The following is a 12,114-nucleotide window of genomic DNA, read 5'->3' as shown; positions in this document are numbered from 1 at the left end:
GGATGTGCGTGCGAAAGCGCTCGCGCTGCCATTCCATGTCGGCGATCATGCGTCCTTCCAGACGGTAATAGTCGAGGCCCGTCTCGCCGATCGCCACCACCTTCGGATGCTCCGCCAGTTCCACGAGTTCGGCGACGCTCGGCTCCTGCGCATCCTCATGGTCCGGATGCACCCCGACCGACGCGTACACGTTTTCGTACGCGTTCGCCACCGCCAGCACGGAAGGCAGGCTTTCCAGATCGACGGATACGCACAGCGCATGGCTCACCGAATGGCTGCGCATGTTCTCGATCACCTGCGGCAAGCGGTCACCGAGTCCTTCAAAGTTGATATGGCAGTGCGAGTCGACAAACATGGTGGTGTCCTGCGATGAATCCGGTTTAAGTCTCAAGCGCTGAAAGGCTTGCGGGTGAACAGTTGGGGCCGCGCCGTCAGGCGGTCGGAGCGAGCCGCAACCCCAGAATCATGAGATCGCGTTCGACGCCGTCCAGTACCGCCACACGCGGCAGCACGCCCCAGTCGCCGAAGCCGAAGCTGCGAAACAGCCGCATGCTCGCCTCATTGTGGCCGAAAATGAAGCCCAGCACGGTGTCGATCCCGAGCGCCGGCGCGGCCGCCAGCGCGGCGCGCAGCAACTGCTTGCCAAGCCCCTTGCCGCGCGCGCTTGCGTCCAGATAGATGCTGACCTCAGCAGTGCGCGAATACGCCGGCCGGCCGTAGAAATCCGAGAAACTCAGCCATGCAATCACCCGCTCGCCTTCCTCGATCACCCACAGCGGCCGCTTTTCCGGCCCGTGGGCGTGAAACCACGGCAGGCGGCTTTCGACGCTGACCGGCTCCAGGTCCGCTGTGACGAGGCGCGACGGCACGGTCGAATTGTAGATGGCGACGATGGCTGGCAGGTCGTCGAGGGTGGCATCGCGGTACGAAAGGCTCATGGTGTCAGGCTTGTGAGACGTGTGGGTGACCGGGTGGGGAGAAAACAGGCGGCGTGCGCGGCGCGTGGGGCTCGCAAGGGCCTAGACGAACAGTTCGCGGTAGCCGATGAACAGCTCCTCGAACACGAGCCGCGCATTCAGCGGATGGTTTTCCACCGCGCGCTGGCGCGTCACGGTTTTGATGAAACGGGCGAAGGCACTGGCGTCGGCTTGGGCGGCGCAGCGCGCCAGCGCGGCCGCCGCCTGCGGAAAATAACGCGGCGTGCCGGCCGTGCGCTGCGCGAGCAGGTCATAGAGCCAGCGCTGCAGCCAGCCGAGCACGAGCGGCACAGGCAGCTTTTGCAGCGTTTCGGCACAGGCAAACGCATCGCACGCCGGACCTGAGCCCAACTGTTTGAGCGTCCAGTCGCGCAACGCGCGGTTATCGTCGCTGGCGAGCGCGAGGGCCGTGAGCGGCGCGCCGCCGGCTTCGGCGAGCAGTGCCGGGGCTTGCTCGACACCTTGCGCGGCGAGCCACCGGGTCGCCGCTTCCGGCGACGGCGTCGTCATGGGCCACTGGCGGCAGCGGCTGATGATGGTGGGCAACAGACGGTCGATGCGCGCCGACACCATCAGAAACACCACACCCGCGGGCGGTTCTTCGAGCGTTTTCAGCAAGGCATTGGCCGCCGCGACGTTGAGCGCCTCGGCCGGCGCCAGCACGACCACCCGCGCGCCGCCCCGGTGTGATCCCACGCCGCAGAAATCCAGCAGCGCGCGAACCTGCTCGATCTTGATTTCCTTACTGGGCGCGCGCGTCTTTTTTCCTTCCTCTGCGTCGCCCTTGTCGGCTTTCTCGGTCTTTTCAGCCTTGTCGTCCGCGGGGGCGCCGAGGCCTGCTTCAGCCGCGAGGGCTTCCGGCACGACGATGCGGTAGTCCGGATGATTGCCCTGCACGAACCAGTTGCACGCTGCACACGCGCCGCACGGCTCGCCGTTCGGTTTCTGCGCCTCGCACAACAAGCCTTGCGCCAGATGCTGCGCAAAGCGCAGCTTGCCGATTCCCGCCTGCCCATGGAGCAGCAATGCATGCGGCCAGTGGCCTCGCAATTGCTGCAGGCGATTCCAGTCCTCGGCTTGCCACGGATAAATCATTGTTTCTCTTTAAATTCAATCAGTTGCGGGTGATTTTTAAAGCACGAGACGAACTTGGCGACTCGTCATGATGATTTGTTATATCTCTTTCAAATCAAAGTGTTCCGATCAACACATCAAGTCTTGCCTGAATATCCGGAATGCTCTGCGAAGAGTCAATGATAGCGAACCGGTACGGTGCTTCTTCCGCGCGGCGCAGATATTCGGCCCGCGTACGGGTGAAAAATGCGTCCGATTCGCTCTCGAAACGGTCCGGCTCGCGCGCTGAGCTGCGGCGCTCGCTGGCCGTGTCCGGCGGGACGTCGAAGAGGAGCGTCAAATCCGGCTGAAAGCCGCCCTGCACCCAACGTTCGAGCGCCTCCAGCTTGTCGCGCGGCAGACCCCGGCCGCCGCCCTGGTAGGCAAAGGTCGCGTCGCTGAAACGGTCCGACAGCACCCAGTCGCCGCGCGCGAGCGCCGGCTCGATCACCTCCGCCAGGTGTTCGCGGCGCGCCGCGAACATCAACAGCGCTTCGGTTTCCAGGTCCATTTTCTGATGCAGCAGGATTTCGCGCAGCGCCTCGCCGAGTTTCGTGCCGCCCGGCTCGCGCGTCACTACGACGCTGCGTCCGCCTGGCGCGATGTGCGCTTCGAGGCGCTCGCGAAACCACGCGAGATGGGTGGTCTTGCCGGCCCCATCAATGCCTTCGAACGTGATGAATTTGCCCCGCGCCATCATTGCCCTCGAATATATTTGTCGACGGCCTTGTTGTGATCGCCGAGCGTGTCAGAAAAAATGCTGCTGCCGTCGCCGCGCGACACGAAGTACAACGCGGTGGTTTGGGCCGGGTTCAGCGCCGCCTGCAACGACGCGACCCCGGGTAGCGAGATAGGCGTAGGCGGCAATCCCATCCGGGTATAGGTATTGTAAGGAGTGTCGGTTTGCAGGTCGCGCTTGTGCAAGCGGCCCGCGTAGCTGTCGCCCATGCCGTAAATCACGGTCGGATCCGTCTGCAGCGGCATGCCTGCCCGCAGGCGGTTGGCGAAGACGGCGGCGACCATTGGCCGGTCGGCAGTCTTGCCGGTTTCCTTTTCGATGATCGAAGCCATGGTCAGCGCATCATACGGCGTCTTGTACGGCAGGCCCGGCGCGCGTGCCAGCCAGGCTTCGTCGAGGCGTTCGCGCATCAGGTGATAGGCACGCCGGTAGACGTCGAGGTCGCTGGTGTTCTTGTCAAACAGATACGTATCCGGGAAAAACAGCCCTTCGCCATTGCCGATCGACGCCTCCGGCGCGCCGATCGCGCTCAGCAGCTGGGCATCGCTCATGCCGGCGGTGTCGTGCGTGAGCGCCGGATTGGCGTCCAGCTCCGCGCGCATGTGCCGGAAAGTCCAGCCCTCGATGATGGTGGCGACGTATTCGTTGACGTCGCCGCGCGCGAGCTTCTGCAGCACCTCATACGGCGTCACACCGCTCTTGAACTCGTAATTGCCCGATTTCAGATCGCTTTGCAATCCGAGCAGGCGCGTCATGATGACGAAGAGCTCCGGCTCGACCGGCACGCCGCCGCGGTTCAGCTGCGCGGTGACACTGCGCAGGCTGCTGTGCGGCTTGACCGTGACGTCGAGTTGAGGGGGTGTCAGGGTGATCGGGGAGTTGGCCCAGTGATATCCGCCGGCGACAGCGGCTGCGGCCAGCGCAACGACGATCGCGCCGGCAACGAGACATTTCTTCAGGAGGGTCATGCGAAACATGGCTGGGGTGAAGTCCATATAATACTTGCTTGCCCTAGCCAAAGTCACAATTGACTGCTCTGTGAATCCATGAATGCACCGCTCGCATCTGCTCCTGGCGCCGCTGCTGCCGCCGCGCCGGTCACGCTTCCCCTGTTGCCGCGTCCGGCGCGCGAGGAATTCGACGCCATCGTCGGCCACGGCGCGTATATGCCGCTCACGCAATTCGGCGTGATCGACGCGACCGGTGACGACGCCGCCAGTTTCCTGCACGGCCAGCTGACCAACGATACCCAGCACCTGGACGCCGCCAACGCGCGTCTGACCGGCTATTGTTCGGCCAAGGGACGTCTGCTGGCGTCGTTTCTGAGCTGGCGTTGCGGCGAAACGATTCGCCTGCTGGTGTCGAAGGACGTGCAGGCCGCAGTGCAAAAGCGCTTGTCCATGTTCGTGCTGCGCGCCAAGGCGAAACTGGTGGACGCCGGCGCCGGGCTGGCGGTAGTCGGCCTCGCCGGTGATGTGCGCAAGGCGCTGTCGGGTGTGTTCGACGCGGTGCCCGACGGCGTGCATGTGAAGGTCGACGGTCCGGCGGGTTCGTTGATCCGCGTACCGGACGCGCTCGGCAAGCTGCGTTATCTGTGGGTGGGCCCCAAGGCGGAAGTCGAAGCCCGCCTGCCGGAGCTGGAAGGCAAGCTCACGCGCGTATCGGCGGCCGTATGGGACTGGCTCGATATCCGCGCGGGCGAGCCGCGCATCACACAGCCGGTGGTCGAGCAGTTCGTACCGCAGATGGTCAATTTCGACGTGCTCGGCGGCGTCAATTTCCGCAAGGGCTGCTATCCAGGGCAAGAAGTGGTGGCGCGCAGCCAGTATCGCGGCACCATCAAACGGCGCACGTCACTCGCCAATGTGGCGGGTGAACTGGAGACCGTCAGGCCGGGCGCGGAACTGTTCCATTCGGACGACCCGGGCCAGCCGTGCGGCATGGTCGTCAATGCCGCTTCGGCGCCAGATGGCGGCGTCGACGTGCTGGCGCAGGTCAAGCTGGCGGCGCTCGAAAACGGTTCGATCCACCTTGGCGCCGCGGACGGTCCGGTGCTCACGTTCCTGGCATTGCCTTATACGTTGCCGGCCGAGGTTTGAGGACCTCCGTGCATCCGGCAGCGGGCGCCCGATGATATACTTTTCAGGACGTATATCTATCATCAAAGGTGTGCCATGCAAGTCTCCAAATGGGGGAATAGCCTCGCTATCCGGTTGCCCGCCTCCGTAGTCGAAGCACTGGAGTTGCGGGAAGGCGACGACATTGAAGTGCGGGTGGCCGACGCGCGGATTTTCGAGTTGAAGAAGAAACCCGGCAGCGACGAATTCCTCGCGCGCCTGAGGAAATTCCGCGGCACCTTGCCCGCTGACTTCAAGTTCGACCGGGACGAGGCGAATGGCTGAGGGCAAAACCTTTATCGACACCAAGGTATTGCTCTATCTGTTGTCGTCCGACGTGACCAAAGCCGATCGGGCGGAAACCGTCTTGAGGTCCGGCGGACTGATCAGCGTGCAGGTACTGAATGAAATTGCCAACGTCGCGCGCCGCAAGCTCGCCATGGCATGGGTCGACATCAACGAACTGATGACGCTGATTCGTTCCCTGTGTCCCGTCGAATCGTTGACGGTCGAGATGCACGAGCGTGGCCGGCAAGTAGCGGAGCGCTACGGCTTGAGTGTGTACGACGCGATGATCGCGGCGGCTGCGCTCGTGAGCGGATGCGAGACCCTGTATTCCGAGGATATGCAGGATGGCTTGCTGATCGACCAGCAATTGCGCATCCGCAATCCGTTCGCCGCGTTGGCGCTGCCGGTATCGTGAAGCCGCGCACCGCCGCGCCCACGCGCCTCGCAAGCGGCGCGCTCTACTTCCTTCCCACGCCGGGAGACCTCATCCGATGTGTCTGATCGTGTTCGACTGGCGGCCCGAAGCGGCCGATGGGCCGCTCTTCACTCTCGCGGCTAACCGCGACGAGTTTTTCCGCCGCACAGCCGAGCCGATGCATTGGTGGCCCGAGGCGCCGCAACTGCTCGCCGGACGCGACCTGACAGGCGGTGGCACCTGGCTCGGCATGACGCGCGACGGCCGTTTCGCCGCGCTGACCAACTATCGCGCCCCAAAGGAAATGCGCGCCGACGCGCCCACCCGCGGCACGCTCGTCAGCAACTGGCTGATGGGCGAGGCGTCGGACGCGCTTGCGCCGCTCGATTATCTGCGCCAGGTTGCGCGGGACGGCGAGATCTACAACGGCTTCAATCTGCTGGTGGGCGACTGGTCGCGAAGCGAACTCGGCTGGTACTGCAACCGCTCCTCCGCCGCCCCAACCTTGCTGGCCGCCGGCACCCACGGTATCTCGAACGCCGTGCTCGACACGCCCTGGCCCAAGCTGGTGCGCAAACGCGCGGAGCTTGGCGCGTTGCTCGCAGACAATCCGCTCGTGCCGCTCGAGCGCCTGATCGAACTGATGCGCGACCCGCGCCTCGCCCGCGACGACGAACTGCCCGCCACCGGCATTCCGCTCGAACGCGAACGGACCTTGTCGGCGGCGTTTATCGAATCGCCGGAGTACGGCACGCGCGGCACCACGGCGCTGCGTGTGGTCGCGAACAGCCTTGCTGGCGAGCCGCCGAGCGTCGCCGTCGTAGAACGCAGCGACGACAACGGCTCGCATCGGGTGGTGCGGCCCGGAGAATTCGAACGGCGCTACGCGTTCGACATCGAACGCTGAAAGTGTCGGGCGTCAGCCTCACTCCATGCCGAACGCCGCGCGCAGTGCCTGCGCCGCATCCGCATGCGCCTGTGCAACCTCCGGCACGTAGCCGCCCATCTTGAAGAACTCGTGGATCATGCCGGCATAATCCTTCAGCGTGACCACGTTGCCTGCCGCGCGCAGCTTTGCGGCATACGCCACGCCTTCGTCGTGCAGCGGATCGTATTGCGCCGTCGCAATCCACGCGGGTGCCACGCCGTGAAAATCCGGTGCGCCGCGGGTGCCGTCGAGCGGTGCAAAACGCCAGTCGTCACGATCGCCCGGCTCGCGAAGGTACTGCTCGAAGAACCACTGGATGGTGGCGCCGGACAGCAGATAACCATCGGCCAGCCGCGCATGCGATTCGGTCTGCTGATGGCCGCTCGTGCCTGCATAGATCAGCAGTTGCAACGCGAGCCTGGGGAGGCCGGCGTCGCGCGCCTCGACCGCGCAGACCGTCGCGAGCGTGCCGCCCGCGCTGTCGCCGCCAAGCGCGATGCGGCCCGGGTCCACGCCGTACAGTGCCGCGTTTGCATGCAGCCAGCTCAGCGCGTCGAAAGCATCGTTCACTGCAGTGGGAAATTTGTGTTCCGGCGCAAGGCGATAGTCGACTGACAGCACGGCGCATTGCGCGTCGCGCGCGAACATCCGGCACAGCGCGTCATGCGTCGCGACGCTGCCGACCGTGAAGCCGCCGCCGTGGTAGTAGACGAGCGCCGGGGCCGGCTCGGCCCAGCTCGGCTCGACCGGCTGGTACAGCCGCACGCGAATGCTGGCGCCGTCGCGCGTCGGCACTGCAAGGTCTTCGACGGAAAACATCGGCGCACCCGGGATCTCGAGAATCGGCGCGCTTGTCTCATACGACGCGCGCGCCTGCTGCGCGGTGAGCTGGTGGTACGGCGGGCGCCTGGCCCGCGCGATCATGTCGAGCACCTGCTCGATCTTCGGATTCAGCGGCATCTTGCGTCCGGGGCTGGTCTTGCGTCAGGCGGCGTAAGCACGCCGCCGCGAGGAATGAGCGCCGTATGATGCCACGCCGCGTTCAGCTTCCGCTTTCGACGGGTCGTTGCGGCTCGGCCTGCACGTCGGCCTTCACCTCCGGCTTCAGCGACAACGGATCTGTTGGATTGCGCCCCTGTTCGATATCCTCGTGACGCAAGTGCACGGTCGGCATGATGGTCGGATGCGTGATGACATAGAAGCGCCCTGCTTCGATTGCCTCGAACGTCAGCTCGGCCACATCGCTCGCGCCCAGCTTGCCGGATTGCACCGCCCGCTGCAGTTGCTTGCCGGCGGCGAGTTGCGAGCGCGTCGGGGCTGCGTCGTTGCGCAAGGTCTCGGGACGGGCGCGCTCGGCATTGGCGATCCCGGTCGGCACGAACGCCGGGCACAGCAGCGAACAGCCCACCAGCCCGCCGGCATTCTGCAGATCGTGATAAAGCGTCTCCGTCAGCGAGACCACAGCGTGCTTCGACGCGTTGTAGATGCCCATTGCCGGCGGCGACAACAGCCCCGCCACCGACGCCGTATTGACGATATGCGCCGGCTCGTTCTGCCGCAGCATGATGGGCGTGAAGGCTCGCACACCGTGCGCGACGCCCATCACGTTGACGCCGAACACCCATGCCCAGTCGTTCGCGCTGCTTTCCCACAGGAAGCCGCCCGCGCCCACGCCTGCGTTATTGAAGAGCAGATGCACCTTGCCGAACGCATCGAGTGCGGCCAGCGCCAGCGCTTCGACCTGGGTGGCGTCCGAGACGTCGGTGGGCACGCCGATCGCATCGGCCCCGGCGGCGCGCAACGCGGCGACGGTTTGCGCGAGCGCGTCGCCATCGACGTCGGCCAGCACCAGCTTCATGCCGAGCGCGGCGCCTTTTTCCGCGAACGCGCGGCCAAAGCCGCTCGCCGCGCCTGTGATCACGGCCACTTTGCCTTCGAACTGGAACATCGGGTGTCTCCGCTGATTATGAGTTGTGAAATCGGACGGCGTCTTGTTGTGCCAGCAGAGCCGCCCGTGGAACGTGCGCAGCGGCACGTTCCGGCCGCCGCGCTCAGCCGTCGCTGGGACCGGGTTTGGCGGACGGGTCGCTGCGCAGCCGTTGATGGGTCACGTCGCGGCCCACGGCAAGTCGCCGCATGTATTTGAAGGTGCCGAGCGCCTTCGCGACGAAATGACCTTCGCTATCGCGGATCTCGCCTTCGCAATAGGCCATGGTGGTCGAGCGGTGCAACACGCGCGCCGTGGCGCGCAGCTCGCCGCGCCCCGGCTGCATGAAGTTGACTTTCATTTCCACCGTGACCACGCCGACGCCGTCGCCCGCGAGACTGCGCGCGGCCATGGCCAGCGCGACGTCGGACAGTGTCATGGTGACGCCGCCGTGGGCCACGGCCCAGGTATTCAGATGGTCCGGGCCGAGCGACAGCACGACTTCGCTGGCACCGTCCCCAGCCGACACGAGACGTACGCCGAGGTGGTCGACGAACGGGCTTTCCAGCACCGGCAACGCGTTGGCCGCGCTGGCAGCGTCGGGTTGGCCTGCGGCCGGCTGGCCGGACCGAGGCGGGTTCGAATCGGTCATTGCCTGGCGTCAGACTTCGTAATCGACGCATTGACGCGCTTCGCGCACGCCGCCGACGAAGCTCTTCAGGGCCTCGTGCGTCGGGTGAACCTGGTAGGCGTCGAGGGCGGCCTTGTCGGCGAAGTCGGAATCGAGCACGACGTCGTAGGTCGATTCGAGGCCGGCTGCCGCGAGACCGACTTCGAGACGCAGAATGCCGGGGACGATATTGCGGCAGGCTTCGAGCTTTTCCTTCAGCTTCACCGCATTCTCGGCGCGCGTCGCGCCTTCGGCCGTTTCTTTGAGCTTCCACATGACGACGTGTCGAATCATGATGTTCATCCTTCGTGAGTTTGGGGGGGCGTTCGCGCGGAACAGCCCTTTACGATAACCGATCGCCGCGGCGTTTGCCGTGCGGCCATGCCATCGGCGCAGCACGGCGGTGCTCGATGATAAACCGCCGGCTCCGTCCACTCACGCCCTCCGCTCCAATGCGCGACGAATACGCGGCCTGCCACGCGGCATGGGTCAAGCGAAAAAACTTGCCGGAAAGACATCCATCCGCAACCATGCGCCTACGCGGGCAACCGCGGCACTCGAGGCGCACCACACGGTTCATCTACAACACGACAATTTCATGCTGAACGCCGCGTCATTCACTTACCGCCGGGCCACGCCCGCCGATCTCCTGACGATTTGCGAACTCGCGCAACAGCTCCACAGCTTGCATCACGAAGCGCGTCCCGACATCTATGCTCCGGCCACCGCGGAGTTCGCGCGCGATCAGGCGCTCTGGCTGCCCAGTCTGGATCCGAAGAACGAGGCCACGCAAGCCGCTTTTCTCGCGCAACGCGGCAACCTTGCCGTCGGCTTTGTCACGGCGGTGGTCCTGCCGCAGAACAACCCGATCCTGCAGCCGCTAACCGTTTGCCGGATCGGTTCGATCGTGGTGCTGGAAGCACATCGCGGCTGCGGCGTGGGAGGTGGATTGATGCGGCTTGCCGAGTCGTGGGGCGCCGGACTGGGTGCGACGGATTTTCGCCTGAATGTCTGGAAATTCAACGAACCGGCGTCCCGTTTATACGAAGATCTGGGCTACGAAGTGCGCGCCTTCGAGTTGGGCAAACGCCTCGGCGGATGAGCCTCGCCGTGCCTTGGCCGGTTCCGGAGGCCGGGGCGGACGGGCCACCCCGACCGCCCTGGTTCGCCTGACTCTCGCCTGACTCACTTGCCGATAAACACATCACGATAAGCGCCGTAGATCGCCAGCAGCGGCACGGCGGTCAACACCGGCGTGAGCACGAGGGCCCATACGGCGAGCGGCACCATCGGCACGAACAGCACGGCGAGCGTCATCACGACAAAGCAGCCCAGCGTCACCGGCCAGTTGCGCAGTGCGCCGCTCAGGCTGGTGACCATTGCGTCGTGCGGCGTCATGTCGTGCAGCATGACGAGTGCCGGAGCGAAACAGGCCGCCGCGATGGCGATCGCGTAGATCGACGCGCCCAGTAGCGCTTCGAGTGCACCGCGCACGCCCTGGTCGCCGCCGTAGCTGATCGACAGATTGTGAACGCCGCCGGCCGTCACCGAAGCCATCAGCGACACATGGAAGGTCGCCAGCAGGATCACATAGCCGATTGCAACGAGGGCGGCCGCATACAGCCCGATCACGCACAGCGCGTTGCTGCGCCGGCCGATTGCCGCAAACATCTCACGCGCCGACACCGGCTGATCCTTGCTGGCGCCATCCTGCGCGAACATCAAGGCACCGACGACGAGCGGCGCGAGCAGCACCGCCAACGGACGCAACAAGGGCAGCAGGCTGAGCAAGGTGGCGAAGTCGGCGCACACGAGCGCCATGCCGAGCCACAACACGGGCTGCATGCTGGCCGCGCGCCAGCCGGCCGCGAGCCACTTGAAGCAATGCAGCGGACTGACTTCGCGGCCAGCGGGGAAAGTCAGGGCCGGCGCGCTATGGAGACGGGTTTCCTTTGAAACGTCGCTCGGGTAATCGATGTTCATGACGATTTCCTCTGATAAAGCGAAAAGTGGGTGGTGACTGCCAGAGTCCAGGTATTCGGTCATTCAATCCATGACGCGGTGATACGTGTTCTTCACATCGTGTTCAGATGTTCTGCTCGCGATCGAGGCTGGCCGAAACCACGTCGATTTGCCGCTTCACAAACCGCGCGACGGCGCGCCAGCTCACGCGAGTCAGCCAGATCCAGAAAAACAGCCCCAGCACGCCGATGGGCAGCATCAGCACGAGGTAGTGGTTTTCGCTCTGCGATCCCGACACGCGGATCCGGTGATGACCATCCTCGATGTCCACCGTGCCGTTCTCGATGTTCACCGAGTCGCCGCCGCTGTTCGCCCTGACACTGCTAGTCTTGCCGTGCTCGTCCTGCTGGATGCGTACGTTGTCGCCGTCGTTGCTGGACACGTTCCACACGCTCGACATGCCGTCCTTGCCGGAGCGTGCGAACGACACGCGGTCGTCGTCGTCATTCCTCAGATCGAGTGTGACCACGTCGTTGCGGGCGATGCTCAACGTTCCGTCCTTCTCGTTGGTCAGCAGTTGCCGGGCAGCGTCAGTCGGCGTCTCGATCTTCAGCTTGTCGTCGTTCTTGCGCATTTCGAGCGGACCGGCGCGCGTAACCATCGAGACCCGGCTGCCATCCTGCAAATCGAAGACGAACCGGTCCCGTACGATCTTCAAATCTCTCAGATTGCCGGGGATCTCCTCGCTGCTGTCGTCCTGCTGCGAGTCTTCCTTGTCGGCACCGGCGCTCTTGCCGCCCGCGTCCGACGCGTCCTGGTGCTGGCTGCTGCTGAAGCTGATGGGCGGAATGCCATGCGACGGTTTGCCGAACAGGTGATGCCCGCTCAACGCCACCACCACGACGATGCCCGCGATGGTCAGCCCCGCAAACACAAGGTAGCCGGCGGTCAGCACCACGAGGTACAACATGAACGGCA

The 12,114-nt window shown here is 64.8% G+C and carries 16 protein-coding genes; 5 read left to right on the top strand and 11 right to left on the bottom strand.

The features are described 5' to 3' along the window. From VGH41_RS06680 to mltG, 5 genes are all read right to left on the bottom strand, one after another. Positions 1-355 (bottom strand): TatD family hydrolase (locus VGH41_RS06680; protein ID WP_331596564.1); only part of this gene is annotated, 355 nt, incomplete at its 3' end. 76 nt (positions 356-431) lie between these two features. Then, the gene (locus VGH41_RS06675) at positions 432-938 is read right to left on the bottom strand and encodes an N-acetyltransferase family protein (protein WP_331596563.1); all 507 of its coding nucleotides are present in this window, start codon (positions 936-938) and stop codon (positions 432-434) included. Positions 939-1,019: 81 nt separating this feature from the next. Continuing rightward, the gene (locus VGH41_RS06670; protein WP_331596562.1) at positions 1,020-2,072 is read right to left on the bottom strand and encodes a DNA polymerase III subunit delta'; all 1,053 of its coding nucleotides are present in this window, start codon (positions 2,070-2,072) and stop codon (positions 1,020-1,022) included. A 94-nt stretch (positions 2,073-2,166) separates the two neighbouring features. Further along, positions 2,167-2,787, bottom strand: coding sequence for a dTMP kinase (gene tmk, locus VGH41_RS06665; protein WP_331596566.1), 621 nt, complete (start codon positions 2,785-2,787; stop codon positions 2,167-2,169). After that, positions 2,787-3,797, bottom strand: a complete 1,011-nt coding sequence (gene mltG / locus VGH41_RS06660; RefSeq protein ID WP_331596565.1) for an endolytic transglycosylase MltG — start codon at positions 3,795-3,797, stop codon at positions 2,787-2,789. Before mltG ends, tmk begins: the two co-directional genes overlap by 1 nt. Positions 3,798-3,875: 78 nt before the next feature. Between mltG and VGH41_RS06655 the strand changes: the two genes are divergently transcribed. The 4 genes from VGH41_RS06655 to VGH41_RS06640 all read left to right on the top strand — a co-directional run bounded on the left by VGH41_RS06655 (position 3,876) and on the right by VGH41_RS06640 (position 6,556). Continuing rightward, positions 3,876-4,928 (top strand): folate-binding protein, encoded by a 1,053-nt coding sequence (locus VGH41_RS06655; protein WP_331596561.1) that lies wholly within the window; start codon positions 3,876-3,878, stop codon positions 4,926-4,928. Between the two features lie 75 nt (positions 4,929-5,003). Continuing rightward, positions 5,004-5,231 (top strand): AbrB/MazE/SpoVT family DNA-binding domain-containing protein, encoded by a 228-nt coding sequence (locus tag VGH41_RS06650; protein ID WP_331596560.1) that lies wholly within the window; start codon positions 5,004-5,006, stop codon positions 5,229-5,231. Then, positions 5,224-5,649, top strand: a complete 426-nt coding sequence (locus VGH41_RS06645; RefSeq protein ID WP_331596559.1) for a PIN domain-containing protein — start codon at positions 5,224-5,226, stop codon at positions 5,647-5,649. Before VGH41_RS06650 ends, VGH41_RS06645 begins: the two co-directional genes overlap by 8 nt. Positions 5,650-5,725: 76 nt before the next feature. Beyond that, positions 5,726-6,556, top strand: coding sequence for an NRDE family protein (locus VGH41_RS06640; protein WP_331596558.1), 831 nt, complete (start codon positions 5,726-5,728; stop codon positions 6,554-6,556). Positions 6,557-6,574: 18 nt separating this feature from the next. Here the strand turns inward: VGH41_RS06640 and VGH41_RS06635 are convergent, their stop codons facing one another. The 4 genes from VGH41_RS06635 to VGH41_RS06620 all read right to left on the bottom strand — a co-directional run bounded on the left by VGH41_RS06635 (position 6,575) and on the right by VGH41_RS06620 (position 9,468). Beyond that, on the bottom strand, positions 6,575-7,537 hold the full coding sequence (locus VGH41_RS06635) for an alpha/beta hydrolase (RefSeq protein ID WP_331596557.1): 963 nt from the start codon (positions 7,535-7,537) through the stop codon (positions 6,575-6,577). Between the two features lie 82 nt (positions 7,538-7,619). Then, positions 7,620-8,525 carry an SDR family oxidoreductase gene (locus VGH41_RS06630; protein ID WP_331596556.1) on the bottom strand — a complete coding sequence of 302 codons (906 nt, stop codon included), beginning with the start codon at positions 8,523-8,525 and terminating at the stop codon, positions 7,620-7,622. A gap of 103 nt (positions 8,526-8,628) precedes the next feature. Beyond that, complete coding sequence (locus tag VGH41_RS06625) at positions 8,629-9,156, bottom strand: PaaI family thioesterase (RefSeq protein WP_331596555.1); 528 nt, start codon at positions 9,154-9,156, stop codon at positions 8,629-8,631. A 9-nt stretch (positions 9,157-9,165) separates the two neighbouring features. Further along, positions 9,166-9,468, bottom strand: a complete 303-nt coding sequence (locus tag VGH41_RS06620) for a Dabb family protein (protein WP_331596554.1) — start codon at positions 9,466-9,468, stop codon at positions 9,166-9,168. A 304-nt stretch (positions 9,469-9,772) separates the two neighbouring features. Here VGH41_RS06620 and VGH41_RS06615 point away from each other — a divergent pair, with 304 nt between their 5' ends. Then, complete coding sequence (locus VGH41_RS06615) at positions 9,773-10,276, top strand: GNAT family N-acetyltransferase (RefSeq protein WP_331596553.1); 504 nt, start codon at positions 9,773-9,775, stop codon at positions 10,274-10,276. Positions 10,277-10,359: 83 nt separating this feature from the next. Here VGH41_RS06615 and VGH41_RS06610 read toward each other — a convergent pair whose 3' ends face one another. After that, positions 10,360-11,157, bottom strand: a complete 798-nt coding sequence (locus tag VGH41_RS06610) for a BPSS1780 family membrane protein (protein WP_331596552.1) — start codon at positions 11,155-11,157, stop codon at positions 10,360-10,362. A 103-nt stretch (positions 11,158-11,260) separates the two neighbouring features. Continuing rightward, positions 11,261-12,114: hypothetical protein (locus tag VGH41_RS06605; RefSeq protein ID WP_331596551.1), on the bottom strand; the 854-nt coding region annotated here is incomplete at its 5' end.

This window comes from Paraburkholderia sp. (assembly GCF_036488795.1).
Classification (GTDB): Bacteria; Pseudomonadota; Gammaproteobacteria; order Burkholderiales; family Burkholderiaceae; genus Paraburkholderia.
Note: the sequence above shows the minus strand (reverse complement) of the source record. Positions and strands in the feature narration are given on the sequence as shown.